Annotated in this window: 27 protein-coding genes and 2 pseudogenes; 6 read left to right on the plus strand and 23 right to left on the minus strand. The window is 56.4% G+C overall.

Annotated features, from left to right (window positions below; translation table 11 throughout):
- Positions 1 to 56 precede the first annotated feature (56 nt).
- A pseudogene (locus AC07PT_RS27125) lies at positions 57 to 386 on the plus strand (IS5/IS1182 family transposase); the annotation flags it as partial.
- A 190-nt stretch (positions 387 to 576) separates the two neighbouring features.
- Here the strand turns inward: AC07PT_RS27125 and AC07PT_RS27130 are convergent.
- Entirely contained in the window at positions 577 to 1,791 is a 1,215-nt protein-coding gene (locus AC07PT_RS27130; protein WP_492350136.1) for a branched-chain amino acid ABC transporter permease, read from the minus strand.
- Complete coding sequence (locus AC07PT_RS27135; protein WP_492350137.1) at positions 1,788 to 2,342, minus strand: GNAT family N-acetyltransferase; 555 nt, start codon at positions 2,340 to 2,342, stop codon at positions 1,788 to 1,790. Before AC07PT_RS27135 ends, AC07PT_RS27130 begins: the two co-directional genes overlap by 4 nt.
- Before the next feature lie 127 nt (positions 2,343 to 2,469).
- Between AC07PT_RS27135 and AC07PT_RS27140 the strand changes: the two genes are divergently transcribed.
- The 3 genes and pseudogenes from AC07PT_RS27140 to AC07PT_RS27150 all read left to right on the plus strand — a co-directional run bounded on the left by AC07PT_RS27140 (position 2,470) and on the right by AC07PT_RS27150 (position 6,813).
- Positions 2,470 to 3,369 (plus strand): LysR family transcriptional regulator, encoded by a 900-nt coding sequence (locus tag AC07PT_RS27140; protein ID WP_492350138.1) that lies wholly within the window; start codon positions 2,470 to 2,472, stop codon positions 3,367 to 3,369.
- A gap of 518 nt (positions 3,370 to 3,887) precedes the next feature.
- A pseudogene (locus AC07PT_RS27145) lies at positions 3,888 to 4,064 on the plus strand (IS110 family transposase); the annotation flags it as partial.
- Between the two features lie 193 nt (positions 4,065 to 4,257).
- A complete protein-coding gene (locus AC07PT_RS27150) occupies positions 4,258 to 6,813 on the plus strand; it encodes a site-specific integrase (RefSeq protein WP_492350139.1) in 2,556 nt (851 codons plus the stop codon).
- Between the two features lie 164 nt (positions 6,814 to 6,977).
- Here AC07PT_RS27150 and AC07PT_RS27155 read toward each other — a convergent pair whose 3' ends face one another.
- Positions 6,978 to 7,313, minus strand: a complete 336-nt coding sequence (locus AC07PT_RS27155; RefSeq protein WP_492350140.1) for an H-NS histone family protein — start codon at positions 7,311 to 7,313, stop codon at positions 6,978 to 6,980.
- 211 nt (positions 7,314 to 7,524) lie between these two features.
- Between AC07PT_RS27155 and AC07PT_RS27160 the strand changes: the two genes are divergently transcribed.
- Positions 7,525 to 7,875 carry an HU family DNA-binding protein gene (locus AC07PT_RS27160; RefSeq protein WP_492350141.1) on the plus strand — a complete coding sequence of 117 codons (351 nt, stop codon included), beginning with the start codon at positions 7,525 to 7,527 and terminating at the stop codon, positions 7,873 to 7,875.
- A gap of 294 nt (positions 7,876 to 8,169) precedes the next feature.
- Positions 8,170 to 8,487, plus strand: coding sequence for a helix-turn-helix domain-containing protein (locus AC07PT_RS27165; RefSeq protein WP_245615220.1), 318 nt, complete (start codon positions 8,170 to 8,172; stop codon positions 8,485 to 8,487).
- An 86-nt stretch (positions 8,488 to 8,573) separates the two neighbouring features.
- Here the strand turns inward: AC07PT_RS27165 and AC07PT_RS27170 are convergent, their stop codons facing one another.
- The 20 genes from AC07PT_RS27170 to AC07PT_RS27265 form a co-directional block, all read right to left on the minus strand.
- The gene (locus AC07PT_RS27170) at positions 8,574 to 9,611 is read right to left on the minus strand and encodes a tyrosine-type recombinase/integrase (protein WP_494658753.1); all 1,038 of its coding nucleotides are present in this window, start codon (positions 9,609 to 9,611) and stop codon (positions 8,574 to 8,576) included.
- Positions 9,612 to 9,954: 343 nt separating this feature from the next.
- Entirely contained in the window at positions 9,955 to 10,248 is a 294-nt protein-coding gene (locus AC07PT_RS27175) for an H-NS histone family protein (protein WP_494658754.1), read from the minus strand.
- A gap of 1,021 nt (positions 10,249 to 11,269) precedes the next feature.
- Positions 11,270 to 11,818, minus strand: coding sequence for a thymidine kinase (locus tag AC07PT_RS27180; protein WP_494658755.1), 549 nt, complete (start codon positions 11,816 to 11,818; stop codon positions 11,270 to 11,272).
- 3 nt (positions 11,819 to 11,821) lie between these two features.
- A complete protein-coding gene (locus AC07PT_RS27185) occupies positions 11,822 to 12,061 on the minus strand; it encodes a hypothetical protein (RefSeq protein WP_494658756.1) in 240 nt (79 codons plus the stop codon).
- A 131-nt stretch (positions 12,062 to 12,192) separates the two neighbouring features.
- Positions 12,193 to 12,639 (minus strand): hypothetical protein, encoded by a 447-nt coding sequence (locus tag AC07PT_RS27190; protein ID WP_494658757.1) that lies wholly within the window; start codon positions 12,637 to 12,639, stop codon positions 12,193 to 12,195.
- Between the two features lie 284 nt (positions 12,640 to 12,923).
- Entirely contained in the window at positions 12,924 to 14,201 is a 1,278-nt protein-coding gene (locus AC07PT_RS27195) for a hypothetical protein (RefSeq protein ID WP_494658758.1), read from the minus strand.
- A 71-nt stretch (positions 14,202 to 14,272) separates the two neighbouring features.
- Positions 14,273 to 14,662, minus strand: a complete 390-nt coding sequence (locus tag AC07PT_RS27200; RefSeq protein ID WP_494658759.1) for a hypothetical protein — start codon at positions 14,660 to 14,662, stop codon at positions 14,273 to 14,275.
- Between the two features lie 113 nt (positions 14,663 to 14,775).
- Positions 14,776 to 15,243: a GNAT family N-acetyltransferase gene (locus AC07PT_RS27205; protein ID WP_494658760.1), complete on the minus strand. Its 468-nt coding sequence runs from the start codon at positions 15,241 to 15,243 to the stop codon at positions 14,776 to 14,778.
- Positions 15,221 to 15,514, minus strand: a complete 294-nt coding sequence (locus tag AC07PT_RS27210) for a type II toxin-antitoxin system TacA family antitoxin (protein WP_494658761.1) — start codon at positions 15,512 to 15,514, stop codon at positions 15,221 to 15,223. The genes AC07PT_RS27205 and AC07PT_RS27210 overlap by 23 nt, the downstream gene beginning before the upstream one ends.
- Positions 15,515 to 15,991: 477 nt before the next feature.
- Entirely contained in the window at positions 15,992 to 16,336 is a 345-nt protein-coding gene (locus AC07PT_RS27215) for a hypothetical protein (protein WP_494658762.1), read from the minus strand.
- Positions 16,337 to 16,661: 325 nt separating this feature from the next.
- Positions 16,662 to 17,153, minus strand: a complete 492-nt coding sequence (locus AC07PT_RS27220) for a hypothetical protein (protein WP_494658763.1) — start codon at positions 17,151 to 17,153, stop codon at positions 16,662 to 16,664.
- Between the two features lie 298 nt (positions 17,154 to 17,451).
- On the minus strand, positions 17,452 to 17,802 hold the full coding sequence (locus AC07PT_RS27225) for a hypothetical protein (protein ID WP_494658764.1): 351 nt from the start codon (positions 17,800 to 17,802) through the stop codon (positions 17,452 to 17,454).
- 254 nt (positions 17,803 to 18,056) lie between these two features.
- Positions 18,057 to 18,497, minus strand: a complete 441-nt coding sequence (locus AC07PT_RS27230; RefSeq protein ID WP_494658765.1) for a hypothetical protein — start codon at positions 18,495 to 18,497, stop codon at positions 18,057 to 18,059.
- Positions 18,498 to 18,647: 150 nt separating this feature from the next.
- Entirely contained in the window at positions 18,648 to 19,244 is a 597-nt protein-coding gene (locus AC07PT_RS27235) for a hypothetical protein (protein WP_494658766.1), read from the minus strand.
- A 145-nt stretch (positions 19,245 to 19,389) separates the two neighbouring features.
- Positions 19,390 to 19,698 (minus strand): hypothetical protein, encoded by a 309-nt coding sequence (locus tag AC07PT_RS27240; RefSeq protein WP_494658767.1) that lies wholly within the window; start codon positions 19,696 to 19,698, stop codon positions 19,390 to 19,392.
- A gap of 265 nt (positions 19,699 to 19,963) precedes the next feature.
- The gene (locus tag AC07PT_RS27245) at positions 19,964 to 20,236 is read right to left on the minus strand and encodes a hypothetical protein (protein WP_494658768.1); all 273 of its coding nucleotides are present in this window, start codon (positions 20,234 to 20,236) and stop codon (positions 19,964 to 19,966) included.
- A gap of 75 nt (positions 20,237 to 20,311) precedes the next feature.
- Positions 20,312 to 20,638, minus strand: a complete 327-nt coding sequence (locus AC07PT_RS27250; RefSeq protein ID WP_494658769.1) for a hypothetical protein — start codon at positions 20,636 to 20,638, stop codon at positions 20,312 to 20,314.
- A gap of 94 nt (positions 20,639 to 20,732) precedes the next feature.
- Positions 20,733 to 21,080 (minus strand): hypothetical protein, encoded by a 348-nt coding sequence (locus AC07PT_RS27255; RefSeq protein ID WP_494658770.1) that lies wholly within the window; start codon positions 21,078 to 21,080, stop codon positions 20,733 to 20,735.
- A 299-nt stretch (positions 21,081 to 21,379) separates the two neighbouring features.
- Positions 21,380 to 21,691, minus strand: a complete 312-nt coding sequence (locus AC07PT_RS27260; RefSeq protein WP_494658771.1) for a hypothetical protein — start codon at positions 21,689 to 21,691, stop codon at positions 21,380 to 21,382.
- A gap of 76 nt (positions 21,692 to 21,767) precedes the next feature.
- The gene (locus tag AC07PT_RS27265) at positions 21,768 to 22,064 is read right to left on the minus strand and encodes a hypothetical protein (RefSeq protein WP_494658772.1); all 297 of its coding nucleotides are present in this window, start codon (positions 22,062 to 22,064) and stop codon (positions 21,768 to 21,770) included.
- Positions 22,065 to 22,172: the final 108 nt, after the last annotated feature.

Raw genomic sequence — 22,172 nt, forward strand, 5'->3', positions numbered from 1 at the left:
TGCCTCAGCCCAGAACTCCCAATTTAATATTCACCACAGCCCAATTCCTGGGAGTTTTGCCTGAGGCCCGATCAACCATGACCGCTGACTTCTTCCGCAACCGCCTTGACCAGATGATTGATCTGCGCCACCCGTTGGCGGTGCTTGCCAACCGCATGCCCTGGCAAGAGTTGGAGGCCTCTTTGGCTCACCGGTTTGCACGCCAGGTGCGCGCCGGCAAGCGCATCGAGGACATGGTTTTGTTCGGCCCCAGCGTCTCAGTGGTGGGCTCGGGTGTGGCTGCGGCAGGTCGCCCACTTTTGCCCACCCGGCTGATGGTGGCTCTGCTGTACCTCAAGCATGCCTTCAACGAAAGCGACGAAGAGGTCGTACAGCGCTGGGGTGAGCCATCATCTGTTCTCGGTTCGTGGACCGGTCGTGTTAGCCACTCTTAACAAATGCACGCATTTTTATTTCATGATTTGCAAGCTTCATCCATCACAAGTTAGCAGCGAGAAAGCTGGACTGGGCTCAAGTCCTTATTTTCTAGATGCTATCTGGCAAATTGCTTATAGGCATAAAAAATCTGCTGCTTTCTCATTGCAGTGCCTTGCCATATTGAGGCGAGGGCCATAAGCCGTGCGGACGCAAAAGCATGGTGACGATCATGGTCATCGCGATGAACAAGGGGCGAAGAATGCCTGCATCCAGTCGTCCATCTGTCATGGTTTGAAGGGGGCCGGTGACATAACGAAGCACCTCCGGCAGCGCCGTCAGTAGAACGGCCCCCAAAATCACACCAGGGATATGACCGATGCCGCCGAACATCACCATGGCAACGATCATGACCGACTCCTGCAGGCTGAAGGCTTCGGGGGATATGAACCCCTGGAACGTACCAAACATGGTCCCCGCGATGCCTCCAAAACCGGCCCCCATCCCAAAGGCGAGCAGCTTCATGTTTCGGGTGTTGACCCCCATGGCCTCGGCGGCAACTTCATCGTCGCGAATGGCCTTCCAGGCTCTGCCTACACGTGAATCCTCCACGCGGTAACAGATGACTGCCGTCAGCGTTGCCAGTACCAAGAACAGGTAGTAGTACAGGGTGACCGAAGCGACTTGGCAGCCTGCGAAGGACAGCGGCCTACCCAGATCCAGACCGAAGATGCGGATTGAATCGATGGGACCGACTCCTTTGGCCCCGTTCGTGATGTTGACCGGATGGACCATATTGACAACCAGGAGTCGCACGATCTCCCCGAAACCCAAGGTGACGATGGCCAGGTAATCGCCACGCAGTTTGAGTGTGGGGACTCCTAGCAACACACCCAAGCATGCGGCAAGAATGGCACTCAACGGAACGGTAATCCACCATGGCATATGCAGCCCTTCTGGGAACACGGCTGCGATCCAGGCAAAGTTTTCAGTCAGATGCGGTGACGCCAACAGGGCGAACGTGTAGGAGCCCAGCGCATAAAAGGCCACATAGCCGAGATCCAACAGTCCGGCGAAACCCACCACGATATTCATTCCCAGAGCCAACATCATGTACAGAAGACAGGTGTCGGCAATGCGGACCCAGTGGTGACCAAAGTATTGCAAGACCAGAGGAAGCAGCAGGAGTGTCGTTGCGCCTGTCCATTGAACAGGCCAAGCATCCCGATGCTCATGCTTCTGGCGCGCTTGTGTTTGGATGGATCGTGCGCACGTTGAGACACTGGCTTCGTCGCCGGCAGCCTGCGTTTTTCCGTCCGCTTTGAAACCGATATGGATGGACGAGGAACCAATCTGACGTCGTTGGCGATCTCTCATGACCGCCAGCCTGCAGGTGTATCCATTACGGAGCGGTACATGAAGCGCCAGCCAGCGCGAAACTCAGGAGGGACCTCTGTGCCTTCGTATGCTGGGCAGTCTGCAAATCCATGGGATTCGTATAAGCGGTGCGCCTTTGTCATGAACGGGGCTGTGTCGAGACAGACTCCGCCAAATCCCAGGCCTCTTGCGTCCTCAATGAGGCGCCTCAGGGCCTGCTGCGCCAAGTGCTTGCCCCGGTATTGAGGGCGAACATAAATACGTTTGACCTCAGCAATGTCGCCGTGGGAAGAACGCAAGCCACACATTCCGGCGACATTTTCATCCAACATGATCAGATAGAACACCCCCCTCGCTGCTTGGTCAGCGCAAATCTGATGAATCACACCGGTGCTGTCCTTAGGGCACAACAAGCCGGCCTTGCCATGCGCAGAATCTCCTAGGCATCGCTCTATTTCGCGATGGACCCAGGACATGTACTCACTATGGAGGCTCATGAGTGCATCCCAGTGGACGCCAGGATCAACAAGGACGAATAGAGGGCGTGGCATGCGCTTCTGACACTTACAGAGGTTGGGTAGTGATCTGCAAATGTTAGAGTGGATCGAATCAATCGAAAATATGCATTTCCTCCATTCATAACGGAAGGAATATCCGTAATAAGGAAAACGTACGTTGATGGACAAACTCAGTGGCCTGCTGGCCTTTGTGAAGACGGCGGAGCTCGGGAGCTTCGTCGCTGCAGGTCGCGCTCTTGAAATATCGGCGTCAGCAGTTGGCAAAGGCGTGGCTCGGCTCGAGAAACAGATCGGCGTGCGACTGATGCAGCGCAGTACGCGTCGCATCCAGCTAACCGACGAGGGACGGCTATTTCACGAGCGCTGCCGCCGCATCCTTGATGATCTTGACGATGCGCAAGCGATGCTCTCGCATGCAAGGGATGCGCCCCGCGGCAAACTGCGCGTGAGCGCACCCATCGTTGGACACCACTTTCTATTGCCTGTGATTGAGGACTTTCTGGCTCGCTATCCGGAGGTGGAGCTCGATATCAACTTCAGCGACCGTACCGTGGATCTGATCGATGAGGGCGTCGATGTCGCGATCCGCAGCGGTGATCTGCCCGACTCCCGACTTGTGTCCCGGCCACTCAACGTATTTCGACTGCTGTTGTGCGCGTCGCGCGGGTATTTGGAGCGTCATGGCACACCAATGGTGGCACGTGACCTGGAGCGGCATGCCGTGATTCGCTTTCGTCACCCAGATTCGGGAAAGTTGCTGGAGTGGCCTTTGTTGCAGGCCACAGACTTTACGGAGGCCCGTCTGCGCACCGTGCTGGCCTGCAACAACGTGGAGGCAATTTTCGGAGCTGCCGTACGTGGCCTGGGCATAGCGTGCATGCCGGATTTTCTGGTCAGAGAGGCACTTGCCGATGGCCGGCTTCAAAGTGTGCTCCCCGATCAAGTCGGGGGCGGTGGCCAGTTCAAAGCGCTGTGGCCTTCCAGTCGGCATTTGTCTCCCAAAGTGCGTGTATTTGTCGATCACTTGGATGCACAGCTATCTTCGACGAACGTTCAGTAAAGTGATGCCAATAGGGGCTGTGGCGTAGCTCTGTTCCGGGTTGAGATCATCATCTCCATCACACGGTTCATACAAAAGAACCATTGCGTGGTCAGTTTTGGAACAACTGCAAAGACCCCAACGGGCCGAGGCTGTGTGGAAACGCCCGTGGTCTTCGTAAAATCTGATCACCCGTACGGAGTGAGGTGGCGCATGAAGGGATTCATCAACGGCGAGGACCGAATGAGTATTCCGACCCGTTCAACCGCTAACAGGCCATTGAAATACCTGCGGTACAGGCAAGTTACCGGCACGAACTCGTCGAGCTTGACTGTGCTGAACAAGGCCTCGTTGTAGCTATCGGCTCCTCGCATCTTTCTTCCTTTAAGCAGGTGCGTCATTGGCCTGCATCCTCGCCGATCCATGCACGACGCGCCAGTTCTTCGTATGCAATGGGATAACCGCCCCCACCCGTAACGGCATCGACGTGTCAAAGTGGAGACGTTGATCAACCACTTGAACCGAGAGGGGCGTCCACCATGAAGCTGTCGGCTGTTGGCATCGACCTGGCGAAGAACGTGTTCCAGGTCCACGGAATCGACCAGCACGGCAAGGTGCTGGTGAAGAAGCAGCCTCGCCGCGACAAGGTAGCGTCATTCTTCGTGAACCTTCCGCCTTGCTTGGTCGGGATGGAGGCTTGCGGCAGTGCCCACGACTGAGCGCGCAAGCTCCAGGGGATAGGTCATACCATTCGGCTGGTGGCGCCCCAGTGTTGGCGCCAGTGCAATCGTGATCAGGTCAAGATTGCATCGGCACCAACACCATAGAGAATCGGGACTGAAGATCAACAATCGATGCGCCCCCAACCTGCGACGACACATATGAAGTGCCCCTGGATCCCCGAACGCAATGAGCGATTCTCAAGTAATGCTACATGAGGCTGAAACGGCTGGATTGCCTCAGCAAGGTATGGTCACGCGCATTTTTCCCCCGGTCTTGATCGATGAAGAACCACTGGAATCCAACCAAGCAGACAAGCCCAAGCGCCGCCGTGGTCGACCACCAGGATCAGCCACCCGAGTCGTGCATGCACACGTGACGGCCGACGAGTTTGCCGTGCTGCGTGCGGTGGCCCAAGGGGTGGACATTGCTGCCGCGGCTCGTCAGTACCTACTCTGGCCAGGCCGGGTGCCCGAACGCCCCGCGTTGCTAAAAATCTACAGCGACTTGTTGTGTCGCGTGGAGGCCGGGGCTCAGGCATTGCCAGAGAACATGCTCGCCCGGCGTATGGTTCGAGACCTTCTCAACCATCAAACCGTGGTGCTCGGTGGCATCACTTCTTCTGACCAGGTCGCTGATGCTGCTCACGCGGTTGCAGCGGCTTCAGCGACTACACCCGGCCATTCAACGAGTCGGATCGCGACCACTTCGTCCTCGACCCCGGTCCAGTCCCCTGAGACAGCTGGCATAACGCCAATCGACCTTGACTCCGCGACAAAGATGGCAGCGTCAACAGCCACTGCTCAATTTCCTGCGGCCACCAGAAAACTCAACCTTCCCACATTGGAGGAGTTCGCAGCCCAGTTCGACGAGGACATGTACAGCGAAGCGGAATTGCTGGAGTTGTACGAGGAGGAGTACCTCAAAACTCAAACCGAGCTTGTCGCGCCACCAACCGCATCTGCGCAGAACGCACAAGCCGACTCCCTGATCATTTGCCAGAGTCCAGCTCAGGCCCCCTTCTCCCCTACCCGGACTGCATCAACCTCAGCGCTTGACGCTGTCTCAACAGCCGACCAGCCAATCGAGTCTCCCGGTGCTTTGGCGACGAAGTCACTTGCAGCTCGAATCGAGATTCAACTCAAGGCAATCAACTGGCTCGATGACCGCTTGGGAAGTCGCCCCGCCAGAGAGCACCATGTTGATCAGTGGGTGCGGCTCAATGAAACGCAGCGCCAAGCCTTGCGTGAGGCCGGCGTCATCAGCCTCGGTGACCTGGTGGACTGGATGTCTCTTCAGGGGGAGCGCTGGGTCGACAAAGTTCCAGGGTATGGATTGGCCCGAGGGCGAAATCTCTTGCAGTGGCTCAAGCGCTGGGAGATTGAACCTCGGCAGGGCCTGAAACCAATACAGGCCAAAGAGAAAGCGCCGCCCCGCTCGTCCGCACGATCATTGGTCAATGTCGCCAACACTGGGGCTGTGCTGGCACCGCTCATGTCCATGGATTGGCCTCCGGCTCTCAACGGCTCCAACGGAAAATTTCGCAGCCCCACCGAGAACAGCTTGGCGGCTCATAACGATCAAGAGGCGGTCCAGGCCTGGTTTCGTCTGATCAGGGAGAAGTCCGCGCATACCCAGACCGCCTACCGCCGCGCGATCGAACGACTGATTCTGTGGGCAGTGCACGAACGAGGCCTTGCGCTCTCCTCCTTGAACGAGCTGGATATGCAGGACTTCAGGGAGTTCCTGTGCGACCCTCCTGCGCATTGGCTTCAAGATCCAATGACTGATCGAGAGCGCAAAGCCAACACCTGGAGACCTTTGAAAGGCCCCCTCAGTGGCGCGAGCTTGCGCGTGACTTTTGCAGCAGTGAGCGCCATGTACAGCCACTGGATGGAGTCGCAATACACGACGCTGAACCCAGCTCGCAAGCTCATTGGAAAGCGAACCGACGAATTGTCGATGGACGTGAAGCGCTCTTTCACCGACCAAGACATGGACGTCATTGCGCGCACGTTTGAGAAGCTACCTGACAACCCAGCCAAACGGCGTCTGCGAGCGATCTTGCTACTTCTGGAGTTGGGAGGCCTGAGACGCGAAGAGGCCTGCAATGCCACCTGGGGTGACATTCAGCGGGTGCGGATCGACGGGAATCTCACGGACAACATGTGCATCGAGGTGATCGGCAAGGGCAACCGTCAACGTTTCGTGCCACTTCACGAGTCTGTTCTGGACGCACTGCGAGATCACCTGCAGGATCGCAAAGAGCTGATGGCCAATGGCAAGAAACTTCAGAAATTCAAGGCCGTCACCGACAAGAAGCAGCCGCTGCTCGGCGTGCTCGATGACAAGTGGATCCTGGTTCACGACAAGAGGCTAGACGACCAGGCGCCCATCGCGAACAGCAAATGGGATGAGTTCGATCATCGATCTCCCCAATACACCGTGAACAAAACTGGAGGCCTGTCCGTTCAGTCGGTCTATCAGATCCTGAAGGGGTTCTTCAAGCAGTGCTCAGACACCGCCCAAGAGAGCGTGACCGACGACATGGCGACGTTCAAGCGGGCGTCAACGCACTGGCTCCGTCACACCTTCGCGCATCATCTGCTCAAAGAAACAGAACGAGATCTGGCCCTGGTCCAGGCGGTGCTTGGGCATAAGTCCATCTCAACGACGGCCATCTACGTGAAGGCGGATTTGGAGGCCAGGATGAAGGGCGTCAAAAAGCTCCGCGGCAGCGTCTAGCGACGCCTCCATGAGAGTTCAACCCTGATGGAGCATGCGCCGAACCCTAAATCCGAAGCGAGCTCAGGGCGATTTCCGAGAATGGAACATGCGCGTTGCATCCAAACGTGCGAGGCCTGGCTAGCAACGAACGGATCAGCCTTGTGACGGCCTAACGACTCGATTCATGACGCTCGCTGGATGTTCACCCGGAAAAACTCAATCGTCCCATCCTCCACCGCGGCCTTGATCCAGTCGGGTTTTCTTCCCTTGCCGCTCAGTGATCCATCCCAGGCCAATCCTCGATTTGGATCGTAAAAGGTGGTCGGCCGCTTCAACTTCACGGGCGCCAGACTGCGGCTGAGAGAACTCAAGGTGACCTGCGACGGTGTAAGCTGGAACTGATCCACCAAAGTACGCACGACGCGGATCGCTTCAGCTCTCTGGGTTTTGAACAACTCCTCGCGGCGAGACTGGAGCTGTGAGATCTGCTCGTCGAGAGCACGGAGTTCTTTGAACATAGGGCGCCTATTTTAGGCAAGCGACTCAATGCCCCTTGAAGAGGCCGAACTCAGGCACAACAAAACCCTCACCTGTGATCAGCGCCGGACCCAACAAAGTTCTCACCAACAGTTGAATACCCCTCCAATCCTGGCTCCATTTACACAAGTTACTGGGTCAAACGTAACCAGGAACAGCCCCGAATAAGCTATAACCCGGGGCTTGTTCAACATGGAGCTTGCACATGCAAGCGCCCAATCCAACATCATGAACCGCGCAGAACTCGTTGAAATCCTGGCCACCAAGAATGCCTTGACCAAGGCCGCCGCCAATGCCGTGCTCGACACCCTGATCGAGACCATCCAAACGGCCGTGAAGAAAGGCGATGCCGTTCAGCTCGTGGGCTTCGGCACTTTCAAGTCGGCCAAGCGAGCTGCGCGCAAGGGCAAGAACCCTTCGACTGGTGAAGCCATCAAGATCCCGGCGACCACCTTGCCCAAGTTCGTGGCCGGCGCCAAGTTCAAGGCGGCGGTCGATCCGAAGGCCGCGAAGCGCAAAGCTGAGAAGGCCAGCGCCAAATAATCCGGTAACCCAGTTACCGGTTGGGTGGACCACTCCCCTCCCCTACCTCGCCGCCCCGGGCTCATCGCCTTGGGCGGCTTTCTTTATTCAGGCAAGCTACAGGTCTTGTCAACCCATGGACTCACACCATGACCGCGTTTTCGGAATCGTTTCGTTCAGAGGTTGCTCGCATTGCGCGCAAGGAAGTCAAAGACGACGTGTCCAGCCTGCGCAAAGCGGTGACGGCCTGCCTATCGATCAGAAATCGCTGCGCTCAAGCGGGACAACAAGACTCAGGCGGCGCAACTTCGCAGCATGGCCAAGGCCATCGAAAAGTTACTTTCTGGCTCTGAAGCCAAAGCTCCAAAGCCGCGCCCTCCTGCCGAAACTGCCAAGACAGGGACAGCCACATTCAGCCACGAATCCCTGATCGCCAAACGTGAAGCACTGGGCTTCACTCAAAAGCAGATGGCCGCACTCATCGGCGCCTCCAGCCTGAGCGTCTACAAATGGGAAACCGGCAAGGTCACTCCACGCGCGGCGCAACTGGAGCGCCTGCAGGCGGTGCTCAAGATGGGCGTTCGAGAAGCACGTGCGCAACTGGCAAATGCCAGCGCCGAAGAGCCGGCGTGACCGCCCTGGTTCACCCCGTGGTCCTATCTTGCTGGCCAAACAGGGTCTGAGGCATCGGCCCAATCGGTCACGTAATATAAATAACTCTACTCATCATCACGAACATTCTTCACCGTGATGCGCACCTCAGGATTCAGGTGCTCTCGGAGGTGGTAAAGGCCCTTCACATTTTTCAGCCCCGCCCAAATGGCCACCTGGCTTGCGGGGACGCATTCGTTGAGCCACATGACCAAGCGTGTGTTGCGCACGATCTGCGGACCGAGCCGCGGAGGTGGCGGCTGCTTGGCCAACTCGGCCGCACGCTTGAGAGCCTCCCCCACTACGTAGAACAACATGACCGAGGTCATCTCCCCCTTTGCACCGTTCTTGGCGCCCTGGTTGGTGCAGAAAAGCGTCGGTACATCAGGACCGCTGGCCACCAAGTCACGAACTGCTAACCAAGCCTCGATCGCGCGGACTGCATTGTCGGGGAGCACCATGCGACGGCGTTGCTTTGGCCCGGGTCCATCAAGTTGCAATGCAGCCATGCGCTGTCGGCCAGCAACGTGGTCGAACAGGATCGATGACACATTCAGTTGCCGCACCTCCATCGGAGTCAGTGCAAGCTCTGCCAGGCACAGCACCAGTGCATGGTTTCTCACATCCACCGGATCATCAGATTGCGGCTTTTCCAAAACCCGCTGCAGTTGGGCCCAGACTGCTGGCGTCATGATTGCGCCCTTGTGGTCCTCTTTAGGAGGTTGGTCCACCTCTTCCAAGGCTTTGGCCGGGTTGCTGCCAATCCAGCCCTGGTGTTTCGCGTAATCGTAGATGCGCTCCAGCAGCCGCCAGTAGCGGCGCCGGGTGATATCGCTGACATTGGCACCTGCTTTTCTTGACGTGGGGCCAGACTGGAGAAACCTCACCACATCGACATTGGTGACCTCATTCCAGGCAATGGCTTCGGGCTGGGCGCCATTACCGCCAGTTTTGAGATAGCGAACCCAGGTGTTCCAGAAATACCGATACGAGGGCTCGCCTTTCAAGCCAATCGGGTCTCGATCAGCCACCGAACTGTGTTCCAGCCACAGATCAATGACCACGGTATCTTCCGGCAAAGGCGACAGCACAACATGTTCAGTCAAGAATCACCTCCAAGAAAATGACCGACCTCTGGAATTGAATGAGTGGCGAGAATTGATGGGGAATCCACTTTGGTCATGTAATATAAAATTCATTTCATGCTATGGCAAGGCCAAATTGGAACATCTGGATCGCCTTGTCGAGTTCCCGCGTCAGCCACCAATACCCGGAATCGCCGTAGGGCAACGGCTATGAGAAGGCAAAACCACAAACTAAGGCTCGAACGAAAAAACCCAGCACAAGGGCTGGGTAGAGAGGCTGTCAAAAGGGAGGAATGACAGAAAAATCAAACTACAGGAGACGCTAGCGGCCTCCCGTGGCCAGATTACTTTGGCCGAAACCCAATCACTTGATCAGGAATTGCTCACGATCCAAGTCCTTGATCCAGGTCGGCGGCTTGCCACGGCCAGTCCAAGTGGCACCCGTTGCTGGGTCACGGTATTTCGGTGCCACAGTGCCACCCTTAGAGGCGCTGCTGCGGGGCCGCTGGATCTGGAACACGTCTTCAGCGGTCAAGCCAAAGTCGGCCACCAATTCGCGCACCTTGGCAACGGCCGCAGCGACTTCAATCTTGCGGGCTTCTTGAATTTGTGCTTCCAGCGCATCACGCTGGGCCAGGAGATCCTTATAGCTGGACATGAAACTTCCTTTGCTGATGAAAAATGGAGGTCAGCGTCAAATCATTAAAAATAGGCGAGCGAGTAGCAATTTGCAACAATTCAAACTTAGCAATTACAACTGTTGGGATGCTAGGTACATCTCTACGAGAAGCTTGTTGGCACAAGCAGCATCATTCGTCTACATGATTCACTCTGAATGAACCGAGTGTAATGCATCAATTGCATCAGATCTACCAGCACTGATGAATTAAATTTAAAAATCGATTCTCATACAGCACATCGCATCAACTTGAGCGAACCAAGCCCGAATATCGTGATAACGCTAGTGAGGCCCCATGGTCAATCATGTTGCCGTATTCCTGAACAGTCAGAATCAAATAGGGAAACTTCGGTTGCTCGCCTGCTACCAATTGACACAAAAAATCATCGTCATCCATGACGATCTGCCAGCTGCAAACGAGCGGCCCGGACCCGAAAATTGAGCACTGCCCGTCACGCAGAAAAGTCAGGCCTTACCAAACTGCTCCGCGGAAATACGTGCTTTGGCCTTATCGATATCAGCCGTCTCTGTGGCACAGAATCGGCCCGCAGAAGCATTGAGCTTGTACCCCGTCTCTCTCGCAATCACTTGGGCTTCAGCCTGGCTCAACATCACAGAGATATCTTGCAGGAATGGTCACAGCCCTTCTTGCACGCCGCAAGCTTAGGCGCTTCGCCTGTGGCACACGTCGAACAGCAGCTTCGGCCTTTGAGGTTTGATGGACCAAACGATTCCTCGGGCTTTCGATCAAGCGTGACCAGTTAGGCCAAGTTTGACGCAAACACGGGCCTAAATCAGCATTACGCTGATGAGTTGAATACTTGCCCAAATTCATTCCTTCGAATCTGTAATTTGGGGAAGCACTCAGTCAGCTATGACTTGCTCCAAATTTCCATCCCCAGAAGGAGACAGTAGCCAACTCAAACGGGAAGTCCCGCTTGAGTTGGTACATGCAGCTACCGCCGCGCAGAGACCCAGCCACAAGGGGCTGGATCGTTCGTCAATAGAAGCAGCGAGGGCAAACAGGCCGATACCGACCGTCACCCCCAATCTCTACGACATCACCACTGCGAACAGGGCTACCGTGAGCATCCACCCGCTGATTCAGCGTGGCATTGGTTCCACAACGACACAGCGTGCTGATTTCCTGCAGCGAATCGGCCAAGGCCAAAAGCGCCGAGGAACCCTCGAAGGGATTGCCCATGAAGTCAGTTCGCAGACCAAAGCACGAAACCCGGAGCCCGGATTCCGCACAGAGGTGTTTGTGGATTTGCTTCACTTGTTGCTTGGTCAGGAACTGCGCTTCATCGATGAGCAAGTGATCTGCTGATCGCAGTTTCTCAGTCATCTCAAAGACAGTTTCTGGGTCGAACAACTCAGCATCACATTGTGGCCCCATGCGTGAGGTCACTTTGCCGAGGCCGAAGCGGTTGTCCAACGCGCTGGTCATGACCACAACACGCCTCCCGATTGAGGTCAGATTGAAGCGCTGCTGCAATAGGGCAGTGCTCTTACCCCCGCTCATCGTAGAAAAGGTGTAGCTAAGCATTGCTCAAAAGGCCTGGAAGCCCAGCCAAACGACCCATGCAATGACGGTTGGCACCAGCACAAAGATCACGACCAGGATGAAGTAAACGAACCAATGCCAGACATTCATCTCCAGAGCCGGTGTGGGCCCCGTCATGAAGTGGCGGCTTATGTAGTTCGTCCGCAGGTTCAAGCGCCTGCAGACAACGAACGTGACGATGATGAACGAAAAAATGGTCACGAACAGAGGGATGTAGATAGACATGGCATTTCCTAATGAAAGAAAGAGACATGCCCCCTGTGGGCATGCCCCACAGGGTTAAAAGAAAGTTCTGGCTCACGCGGAGCTGATCAATGAGAGGCATCCAGGTTGATGCCTCCAGCGCCAGCTCTGAATCAGCGAGGTTGTTTGAGATGCTGCGTGTTAAACGCCTGCATCACCTGGCCCAAGGTGCGGCCATCAGTACGAGTGATGCCCTCGACAAGTTCACCAGCTGCATCATGAATGCTCCACGAACATGGAACCGGCTCGGAATCACACAACTCCTGACCACGCTGGCGCGCTTCAGTCAGTGTGTTCCGATGGTCGGCGCTCGTTTCGTAGTCCATCATGATGAAGTTGCCACCAGGTGGTGACTCAGGTGGCTGCTTTGCCGCGTCAATCTCGTCATCTGGCACCTCCACTCCATCGGCGTCAACGATGTGCGCAGATTTGCCACCAGCTGCAATGAGAGTCAAGCAGATGGCTTTCGCCTCCACCCAGTCTTCAGACTTTGCGTCGCAATCGCCATTCGCCCAGATGTAATAGGGCAATGCGGCTTCGTCGCCAAGACAATTTTTCATGGTTTCCATCTCCAAAAGAGACAGGCACCAGCCCTCACGGGCATGGGGCCCGTCGAGGGTTTAAAACAATGCGACTTTCGCCGCGTCTTTGCTGATTGCCAGGATGGCACGGTCAGCGACCGTATCGACCATCAGCACTAGGCTGACAGGTTGAAAGCTTGCGCAAGGTCACTCAATGAAATGAGCTTGCGCAAAGCCGTCAAGGATGCCCACAACGGATCGGTAGATCTGTTGTGGGCATTGATTCCTCATCGAGGAACAGGGTTTTGCCCTATCCATCGATCTCAGGCAGAAGCCGCAACCTCCGCCACATTCAGATGGGTGACCGAGGTTTGAGCGACTCCTTTGTAGAGGTCATGTTTCTTGACCTTGTAGCTAGCCTCAACACGAAGTGGTGCTTCGAGTTCAAGCAGACTACGAGGGCACGCACTCGTTTTCCAAGTGAGGTGGTTGCCCTGCTCGTCGCGCATCAACACCAGCATCGATGTGCCAAAGCGCGTATCAATGGGCACTGCGCGCAGCACAGTGAGTGCTCCTGTCATTTTCTGACCTGGCACACCAACATGATGGCTGACCCTTGTTTCAACCACTGTGCTCTGAGCCCTGTTGAACAAGGCCACCGCAGCTGCGGCGAACGCCAGGTGTTTGTTGTCGATGGCCAGTGCTTCATCCTGCAGCAGCAACTTGACGTTTCTGTCGAAGGCTGAGGCCTCTGGCTTTTCCGCAACCCACTTTCGGATCTCGTCGGCCTTGGCCAAGTGACGATCGCGCTTTGATATGTAGTCGAGGCGCAAATCTTCATCCCGCTGCAACTGGTTCGGTAACGCCATGGCGTCGTGGAAAGTTGCCGGCACTCCAAGGTCTCGCGCTTTCGACGAGGACAGAAAGCCCGTCTTCACGGCAAGGTAGCTCACATCAGCGAGGTACTCGCGCGTGGACACCGCATTGCGGCGCCCAGACCCCGCGAAGTCTCGCAAGCCATCTTCCTCACCTCGAATCACCGACCACATGCGCGCCAAGAAGAGCGCTGCGGCCGGGTCAATCCCGGTGAAATCCTGCAAGCAGCTGGCGCCGACTTGCTTATAGCCACCGTCCACCAGGTCTCGCAGGACAAACCCGTCCTTGCGGCGGCGCTTTGTCTTGCAGTGCTGACAGGCAATGGGCCGAGATGCGAAGTCCGAAATGGCCCTCCCATCCTCCTCTCTTTTTGTGACGTGGAACTGAAGGTTGCCCTTGTCCATCGCCTCCAGCTTTCCCACGACTTGCCAGTTGCCTAGCTTGACCATGGGATATTGGATATCGATGCGCAGCAGCTTCACTGGGTGAAGCACACGCACCCCATCTGGCACAGGCTTGAGATACGAAATCACTGCATCGGACTGTCCAATCTGCTCTGTGCGTCGCTCGTAAAGGACATCGGTCACGCTACGAATCACGACAGGGGCCAAGCCGAAGGATTTCGCCTTTTTGCTGAGGGCCTCCAGTCGCTTGGCAAAGCCCGATTTCTGACCTGGCTCGATCAGTACCGTGGAATCTTGAACTGAATTGGTATCGGTGTTCATGCTCTCTCCTTCAAGAATACCGGGAACCCATCCCCCGACCGGGGTTGGTTCCCCGGCTGGGTTGCAATGGTTCAAGAACCCTTTCGGGCCTTGCTCTTGTTCTCATGCAGGACTGAATCGATGGCTTTCAGAACGTCGGAGGTGTCACCCTCCTTTGCAACATAAGCCACTGAGTCCAACAGTTCTCGCGCCAGCACCAGGGCTGCTATTGCCTCATGGGCGCCGGTGCTCCCCACCTCTCTCCCCTTTGTCGCCTCGGGGGTATTGAGTGGGTCGTAACCCAGGGCCGTGATGCGATCTCGGCTGCTCCAGTCATCAGCCATTTCGGGCAGATCTGGATGTGACTGGGCGTAGTCGTAAAGGCGCAATGCGTCCATCGTGTTGACCAATCCAAAGGACAGTGATTCCTCTTGATAGCCGAACCATTCGGCAATGGCCTTCAGTTGCTCACGTGCATTCATTGAAAACTCCTAAATGGGCCCGCGCCCTGCCCGCTCGGGCAAGAACCCGGGCAGGTTGGGGGAAGGTCTATCAGGGGTTAGGTCGCCATCGATCCAAGGGACCAGAAGACGTGCTACCAGGGCAGGAAGAGATGATGAGGATGGTCCACCATCTGCTCAAACCCGTAGGCCTGGTAGAAGCCAAGTGCAGCTGGTTTGGCATTGACTACAAGCCCGATGCCACCAACTTCTCCAGAGATCCTCTTCACACGGTCAATCGCATCAAAGAGCATGAACTCCCCGATGCGCTTGCCCTGGTGCGTGAGTGCGGTCGCAAGCCTACCAAGCCGAAAAACGGGAACCCTGGAGGGCAATCGCTTTGCGTATTGAGCAGGCAGCTGGGTATTCAGCATCTCCGCCAGGCTGATCGAGTAGAAGCCGAGAATTTCAACGGCCTCGGCGTGATCCAGGGTGACAAAGGTCGAGGAAACTCCCTTCTCTTTGTGCTGCCTGGCCATCTGCTTCAGCCAGTTGTTCAGCGCTGGCTCACCGCAGTCGAAATTCTTCCTGTCGTGTTCGTCATTGAGAGGTTGAACTTGCATCGTTCTTTACCTTCTCGTAGCGGGCCTTGGCCAGAAGAAACTTCGCGTTTCGGGGAGGAGGGTTCTCGATCATCTCAAGCAGCCTCAGCGACTCCCGACGAGTCAGGGAGATCGTTGATTCGCTCTCGATGACCTTTTCCGCCTTCTCCAAAGCAGCTTGCACGACGAACTGGTTGAGCGTCGCACCAACCAGGTCCGCAGCCGCCTGCAGCTTTCCCTGCACATGAGCTGTGACACGTGTGGTGATCCGCTTTCCAGTATCGACGGTCATGGAGGGCTCCTTGGTAGCCTGAAAATTCAGACCACCAGTATAAATAGGCGGCGTCATTTTGACACCACCAGACTGCATGACAGCCGAGGACCGTGATCGGTGTGCACCGGTATCGATAAGGGCATGCGTTGTTCTTTCATTCATTGAAATCTCCGAAGTGGCCCGCGCCCTGCCCGCTCGGGCAAGAACCCGGGCAGGTTGAGGGAAGGTCTATCAGGGACTCCAGTGGCCACCCCATTTTTAGTGGGGTGGCAATTGCTTGGCTTTCCAGGTAAATGGACAAGCCAGCCCCGGATGGGGTAGGCCCATCCGGGTTGATAAAGGCTCCAAAGGAGCTTGAATGCTGGTGATTCGACTCCTCAGCTGGGAGCATTGAGCTTCAGGATTACCCTGCAGCAACAAATTCAACTTTTCGGAGCATCCTTCTGGGGATGCTTTGAAAAGCAGCCTCACCCGCAAGGGTGAGGTGCCTGGAGCCTATGCAAGGCGCATTGCGTAGGTGTTAGCTATCGCAGCGTCTACCAGGACAGCAAACCGACTGGCCGCGTTCTGGATCTCCTCGGGCGTCGATGTCTTGGCAAACAGAATGGGATGCGGATCGAGATGATTGCGCCCCTCGCTCTGATAGTCGCCTTGCAGCATGAACTCTCTGGAGTCCTTGCCGAAGTCGGCCAGGTAGACGAACGCATCGCGATCGCCCACGGCGGTCTTGAACGTTTTCACGGCCAAGGCCGACCCAGTGTTGAGTCTCCAGCCGTAGCGTTTCAATCGCTGGGCGATCAGGCTACGGACTGGGGACAATTCTGCTTGCGTGGTGCTCATGGGATTCCTCTATCAAGAAATGGACGAGCCCCACCCCGGAACGGGGCTGGCCCGTCCGGGTGGTTGTGAATCAGACCCCGTAATGGTCTCTGACGAGACGGCGACGCTCGGCGTAGGGTCGCCCTTGGGTGACCTCTACGGGAGCGTTGCAGACCAGATTGCGCAGCACAGCAGCCCGAAAGAACGGGGTGTACTGCTCCTTGCTGCGAATGACACGAAGCATGTGGTGAGGCGGCAGAACATCGGTGGCACGAATGTGGCCAAAGAAGCGCTGGCGCTTTTCACTGGCGAGGACGCGCTGGGTGGGGGGCACGGTGAACCTCACTCAAACGGCGGCCCGCAGGGCCTTCACACGCTCGGAAAGATGCCGGTCGGCATAGTCGCGCAGGTAGTCAGCGCCAAATTGAACGCCGGCAGGCTTTTCAGCCACCCGTTGCGACATCCAGATGAAGAATGGCGCGTTGTTCTCAATGGCATCCAGCTCGTGCTGCTCCAGGGTGTCCAGAAAGGCCTGGTAGTGGGGATTTCCGGCCTTGCCTGAGCGAATAGACTCAAACGGGGTTTGAGGCTTCATCGCGGCGGCGAGGGCCGGGAGTTGCTTGGGCTGCTCTGCTTCGAGCATCGCTTCCACCCAGTCCTGGACGATGGCCCAGTCCCCGTCGTTGGCAGTGCCATCGGCCGAGCGGTGCACCTTTTTCGCGATCAACTCGTAGCGCAAGCTGTCGCCCTCGCAGCGCTGCTGCAAGAACTTGTACATGCGCGCCTCGATTTCGCGAGAGATGCGGCGGGGCTCAGTGATGACTTCAGTGCATTCCATGGTGATCTCCTGTTTGGAAACCGGGACCACCACCCCTTCGGGTGAAAGTCCCGAAGGGTTGAAAAGACCGAACGCCAGGATGGCGTCAGATCGGTTGGGTCATTGACCCACGAAAAAGCCACCCGAAGGTGGCTCGATTTGGAACACCTAGAAGGTCAGGCGTGCTGTCTCTTCTTGTGATGTGTCCGTAAGTGACATAGCTTGCGAACCTCGTTGGAAATGGTGACAAAGGGGTGCCAGTACATGGCCATGCCTTTCTGGAAACCCAGGATAAACCGATCAACGATGGGATTGCTCATTACGTTCTCCGTTGGAGTGCCTCAATGATACGGATTTTGGTTTCGACGTACATCTCCACAAGGAAGATGACCACGCCGGATGCGAACACCACGGTGAAGAGGATTACGTCGGCCCAAAACATCAACTCTTCAACAACGTGAAGAGCTGGAGGCAGCTCCATGCCCAGCCACTTCGCGATGAGGCTCAGTATCAGGACGGGGATGCGAGAAATCAAGGCCAGCCCAACGAAGCCGATGGCGGCAGCGAGGGAGTGGCCAAGGAATTGGCTCACAGGTTCAAACGGACTGACCGGGTGACGGAAAGGCGCTGGTTCCTGTGGTTTGGGTAGTGGCTTCTTTGGCTCTTTCATAAATGGATTCCTTTAGAAAGAGGCACTACCCCATAAGAGCGGTGCCCCTATGGGTTGAATTTTGACTTCTGGCTTGCGCTATCGGTCAGTGTTTTGCTGTTTGTTTGGATTCCTCAGCTTGGAATGTCTCAATGACTGGCATAAGCCAGACGGATGAATTCGTTTTCCAAAGCGTCCACAGGGGCACTTGGGAAAACCCTCCATCGGAAGGTCTTCTCTGAGGCACCAGGCAGAGCCCGGTACCGCTGCAGGCGTCAATGACGCCGTTTCTCTTTCTTCTCGCGCTCCTGCTGGAGCTTGAGCATTTCGTCGGGCTTCATGTTTTTCAGGAAGTCCACGACCAGCGCCGTTTCCTTGAGCGCATTTTGAATCCCCGTCAGGAACTTGATGACGATGAGACTCTTCCCGTGCTCTGGATCGCGCGCCGACTCGCTGTGCTTGACTGTCACCTTGATGCCTTCGTTGCTGCCATGCTCAATCACATACCCAAGGCAGGGCAGTGCTGGCCAGGTCAGCTTGGGAGGCCCCCAGGAAACCTCACCACCCGCAGGCGATGCCCAGTGCACTGAGGTATTCGATCGCTCCAGATGGCGCCCCAATTCATCAGCCACGGTACGGACGTACAGAGGATCTGGCTTTTCGCATTCGATGTTGGTGTTTTTCTCCAACGTCTTTTGCTGGCTTGTTGCTGTCATGTGTCTCTCCAATGGAAAGAGGCATGACGGGCCTGTTGGGGCATCGCGTCACGCCCCAAGGCTTCAAAAACCCCTGTAGCGAATACAGGGGACTAGCGTGCTGCCCTACCCTTCACAGGCTCGGAGCAGCTTGCATCGATATGGATCGGGTCAACCCAACAACTCAACGGGCACCTCGATCTCCTTGCCAAATTTCAACATCACGACCAAACGCAATGCAGCCTGGCGGTGGCTGGCGCCGATTGCTGTGGGGCCGCTAGTGCCACGCATACGTGTGTATGCGAGAACCTCAAGGTGCCCGCTCGACTGGAACATGATCCCGACCTCATCGATGAGGTCGCCGGTTTGTCGCCAGTCGTTCTCGGGATCAAAGCCTTTCAGACCGCCTTTCATTTGAAGTTGGGCGTCCAACTGGGCTTCCTCCTCGGTCAAGAAGAACATACTCACAGAACCCAGGGATCGGCGGCCGTCAGCACCTCGGAAGGTGATGCTTGGCGCCGTTGCCCTTACGTGCTGGAGGATGCCGTAACGCTCGACCGTCACAGGCTGCACATGCGTGCTGACCAAGACATCGTTGCGCAGAACGTGCGTCACCTCGTACAGCGTGAACGGGATCGGGAGATCCTTCACATCGTCATTGGTGGCATACACCGGCTCTCTGAGCGCACGGCCCTGAACCAAAGCAACTGCCCAGGCCAAAGCGCGGCCATAGATTTCGCTGGTGCGAACGGTCTTCATTTTTTTCATGGTGATCTCCATAGAAAGGGGGCCACCTCCCCACCGGGGTTGGCCCCAGGTGGGTGAAATTGCTCTTACGAGCCGTTTAGGCTAGACCCCAGCGCTTCAAATCACTCCAAGGAGTGACCGAACACGGAGGGCCGACACAATGGCTTCAATAGCCGCGAGAGATGCGCTCAGTGATGGATTGACGAATAAGCTCCGTCGAAGTGACCATCTCACGCGCAGAGACGGTGAAAGGGTCCCCATTGACGGAGACAACGCCACCCAGAGAAACCCCGACACGACAAGTGAAGTCGCCAACAGATGCGTTGACGTACTCCCACTCGACAGCAGCGCTCTGGCACCACAATTCAAGCTTGCCATCAAGCGCTTGAACGACTTCCTCTACTTGGGCTTTGGTCTGATTGCGCAACTCAATGCGTTGTGCAGGGGACAGATCAGGGGAAAAAACAACAGGCATGCACACTCCGATGAATACGCGAGCCCTTTCCTCGTCGGGCAGGCCCGCGAGGGTTGAAAAATCGCCGAGGCGACAGGATTGCTGAGTTGCTATTGCGCGGCCAGCTACCGCTTCAATTCCAGGCATTACGCGAGGAAAGAGAAATCACTTTTCGAAACCACCAGCATCGGAGGCTTTGAAAAGCCCTGTGAGCGCTTGGGCTCACAGGACATAGGGTGACCAGGGCTGATCACATTTCGAGTGTCACAGCCGGCATTGAGCGCCTCTACGACACCTGACTGAGCCCAAACTGGGCCATCAGGCTGGAGATGCACTCATTGGCTTCGCAGACCATGAACTCATCGTCTGCAAGGCGCTTGTTGATCGCGCCAGCTTCACGACAAAGGGACACGTCCATCATGGCCTCCAGAGGCTTGCCCTGCAGGTGATCCTGAGCTTCCTTCACGTGGTTGGGATGGAGCCCCAATCGCGCAGCAGCAAGGATTCGAAGGGACCATTCATCGAGCTTGGTCATGGCGGGGGAACTGTTCAATGGCATCGTCAACTCCAGGGGAAGCGGTGCCCCCATGCGGTGGGCCCGCAAGGGTTTTGAAAATTGGTAAAAGGAGGTTCGTCAGTTGGCGGCGGACCACTCAGGAAGAGTGTCACAGGGCACCAACCCAAATTCATCAGGGCATTCATCGGCAGCGTTGGCCCCGATGACGGTTTCTTCCAGATCAGCATGCATCAAGCGGTTCATACCCTCAAAGCGCAGGCCAGTCCAGATCTGCGCAGCGAGCATGCGGCCCGCATTCGCATCGAGCACCAGCCGGCATCGAGATTCCTTGAGGCCAGGGCCAAAAGGGTGTGTCCACTCGCCTACGAAGAAGCGAGGAGTGTCCTGGCCAAGCTCAGTTTCGGCACGCGAATCGGCGCCAGCTGTGGTGGATGAGGTTTTCATAGGATCGTTCCAGTGAAGACCGAGTCCCTGCCCCTCAGGGCGCGGAACCCGGAGGTGCAAAGAGAATGCGGATCAGGACATGAGCACAGTGTTGTTAGCGCATGAGATGCGCCAGCACTTTGACCAAATCATCCTGTTCGTACATGTAGGCGGTCAGCACATCGAAGCTACCTTGATGGGTGATGGTGAGCATCTCGCAGCTCTCCGGCGCCACCTGCTTCATGATGATGAAGCGATCAGCAGATTCGGCGTGCACAAAGATTTCACCGATCGACCACATCTTGCTGCTTCGGACTTTCGCCGCGAGGCCGTCAATGGTGTCGTAGTACCCGATGCGATCGAAATCGCAACACTCATCCTCGGCAGCGAGGATCCGCTGTACAGCGCTCACTGGGAGCACATCGCTGGCGCGTTTGGGCGCAGCAAATACTTCTTGATTCATTCGGTTCCTTCAAAAAATCAGGAACCGATCCCCACCGGGTCGATTCCCGGGTGGGTTTAAAAAGCCATGCAAGCATGTCTGAAAAATGCATCTCGTCCCGCAAAGGACACGGCAGCTACCGTTACAACATCTGCTGGCGTTCACCAGTAGAGGAAGAATTCTTTCATCGAACTCCATACCCGGAGTCTGATGAAAAAACTCTTCAACAGAGTATATCCAAACCCAGTCTTGAAATGCACCAGCGATCGCCCACTGAGTGGATGCGATCGCTGATTTCGGGTTGGCTTGGAAGCCTTGAACTACATCGGCGAGTTGGGTCGCGGATCAGCGCCCTTCCCCAGCGGCGGCACGATCACTCGCAGCACGTCATCGATGCTGCGGTCGTTCATGTAGCCGTAGAGGTTGAGATCACCTTTTGCGAGAGCGCCCCCACCAAGGAGGATGCGACTTGCGCGCAAGAGATCCCAGCGATATCGCATGTGCCAGTCCTTGCACTTGTCCGACCACGCAAAGTTGCCAGAGCAGTAGGCTGAGCGGCGCTCGCACGTGTCCTCCGCAGTCACCGCTTCACGCAGCACCTGCAGATCTCGACTTCGAATCTTCAATTCCATGTCGTGCTCCATCAAGAAGTACGGACAGGCCCCCCTGGGGCGCTGCCCCATAGGGTTGAAATGAACTACTTTCGGTTTACGCAACACGCATCTTTCGATGCTGTGAATTGGCACGAAGGTGACGAGCCACACGCTGGCGCAATGCGTTCGCCTCCTGGCTCCGATAGGGCGCCAGTGCTCGGAACAGCGTCAAGCCGCTTGAGTCAGCCGCGCCATAGACCGTCACCATCCCACCCTGCAGCTCAGGAAGGTTCAGCAAGGATCGAGCAACGCGGAAGGTGTGGCAATGCACCCGGTAGACGGGGCGAAAGCGCCACTCCTCGAACGTCAGACCGTTTGAGACGCACGCCAATTTGGCAGCATTAGGTTTCATGAGAACTCTCCTAGAAAAAGGCGAGCCCTACCCCGGAAGGGAAAGGCCCGACCGGGGTTGAAATGAATAAATCCGAGGAACGAATCCCTCGTGGCTAATCGATCACCG

Source organism: Curvibacter sp. GW821-FHT09D12, from assembly GCF_059416245.1.

Excerpts from the sequence above, each read along its gene's own strand:
- AC07PT_RS27130 (WP_492350136.1), bottom strand. The coding sequence starts at position 1,791 with ATGAGAGATCGCCAACGACGTCAGATTGGTTCCTCGTCCATCCATATC.
- AC07PT_RS27245 (WP_494658768.1), bottom strand. The coding sequence starts at position 20,236 with ATGCCATTGAACAGTTCCCCCGCCATGACCAAGCTCGATGAATGGTCC.
- AC07PT_RS27180 (WP_494658755.1), bottom strand. The coding sequence starts at position 11,818 with ATGCTTAGCTACACCTTTTCTACGATGAGCGGGGGTAAGAGCACTGCC.
- AC07PT_RS27200 (WP_494658759.1), bottom strand. The coding sequence starts at position 14,662 with ATGAATGCACGTGAGCAACTGAAGGCCATTGCCGAATGGTTCGGCTAT.
- AC07PT_RS27220 (WP_494658763.1), bottom strand. The coding sequence starts at position 17,153 with ATGGAATGCACTGAAGTCATCACTGAGCCCCGCCGCATCTCTCGCGAA.
- AC07PT_RS27235 (WP_494658766.1), bottom strand. The coding sequence starts at position 19,244 with ATGAAAAAAATGAAGACCGTTCGCACCAGCGAAATCTATGGCCGCGCT.
- AC07PT_RS27260 (WP_494658771.1), bottom strand. The coding sequence starts at position 21,691 with ATGGAATTGAAGATTCGAAGTCGAGATCTGCAGGTGCTGCGTGAAGCG.
- AC07PT_RS27210 (WP_494658761.1), bottom strand. The coding sequence starts at position 15,514 with ATGACCGTCGATACTGGAAAGCGGATCACCACACGTGTCACAGCTCAT.
- AC07PT_RS27230 (WP_494658765.1), bottom strand. The coding sequence starts at position 18,497 with ATGACAGCAACAAGCCAGCAAAAGACGTTGGAGAAAAACACCAACATC.
- AC07PT_RS27150 (WP_492350139.1), top strand. The coding sequence starts at position 4,258 with ATGAGCGATTCTCAAGTAATGCTACATGAGGCTGAAACGGCTGGATTG.
- AC07PT_RS27175 (WP_494658754.1), bottom strand. The coding sequence starts at position 10,248 with ATGTCCAGCTATAAGGATCTCCTGGCCCAGCGTGATGCGCTGGAAGCA.
- AC07PT_RS27165 (WP_245615220.1), top strand. The coding sequence starts at position 8,170 with ATGGCCAAGGCCATCGAAAAGTTACTTTCTGGCTCTGAAGCCAAAGCT.
- AC07PT_RS27190 (WP_494658757.1), bottom strand. The coding sequence starts at position 12,639 with ATGAAAAATTGTCTTGGCGACGAAGCCGCATTGCCCTATTACATCTGG.
- AC07PT_RS27160 (WP_492350141.1), top strand. The coding sequence starts at position 7,525 with ATGGAGCTTGCACATGCAAGCGCCCAATCCAACATCATGAACCGCGCA.
- AC07PT_RS27265 (WP_494658772.1), bottom strand. The coding sequence starts at position 22,064 with ATGAAACCTAATGCTGCCAAATTGGCGTGCGTCTCAAACGGTCTGACG.
- AC07PT_RS27185 (WP_494658756.1), bottom strand. The coding sequence starts at position 12,061 with ATGTCTATCTACATCCCTCTGTTCGTGACCATTTTTTCGTTCATCATC.
- AC07PT_RS27155 (WP_492350140.1), bottom strand. The coding sequence starts at position 7,313 with ATGTTCAAAGAACTCCGTGCTCTCGACGAGCAGATCTCACAGCTCCAG.
- AC07PT_RS27255 (WP_494658770.1), bottom strand. The coding sequence starts at position 21,080 with ATGAATCAAGAAGTATTTGCTGCGCCCAAACGCGCCAGCGATGTGCTC.
- AC07PT_RS27195 (WP_494658758.1), bottom strand. The coding sequence starts at position 14,201 with ATGAACACCGATACCAATTCAGTTCAAGATTCCACGGTACTGATCGAG.
- AC07PT_RS27215 (WP_494658762.1), bottom strand. The coding sequence starts at position 16,336 with ATGAGCACCACGCAAGCAGAATTGTCCCCAGTCCGTAGCCTGATCGCC.
- AC07PT_RS27205 (WP_494658760.1), bottom strand. The coding sequence starts at position 15,243 with ATGCAAGTTCAACCTCTCAATGACGAACACGACAGGAAGAATTTCGAC.
- AC07PT_RS27140 (WP_492350138.1), top strand. The coding sequence starts at position 2,470 with ATGGACAAACTCAGTGGCCTGCTGGCCTTTGTGAAGACGGCGGAGCTC.
- AC07PT_RS27135 (WP_492350137.1), bottom strand. The coding sequence starts at position 2,342 with ATGCCACGCCCTCTATTCGTCCTTGTTGATCCTGGCGTCCACTGGGAT.
- AC07PT_RS27250 (WP_494658769.1), bottom strand. The coding sequence starts at position 20,638 with ATGAAAACCTCATCCACCACAGCTGGCGCCGATTCGCGTGCCGAAACT.
- AC07PT_RS27225 (WP_494658764.1), bottom strand. The coding sequence starts at position 17,802 with ATGAAAGAGCCAAAGAAGCCACTACCCAAACCACAGGAACCAGCGCCT.
- AC07PT_RS27240 (WP_494658767.1), bottom strand. The coding sequence starts at position 19,698 with ATGCCTGTTGTTTTTTCCCCTGATCTGTCCCCTGCACAACGCATTGAG.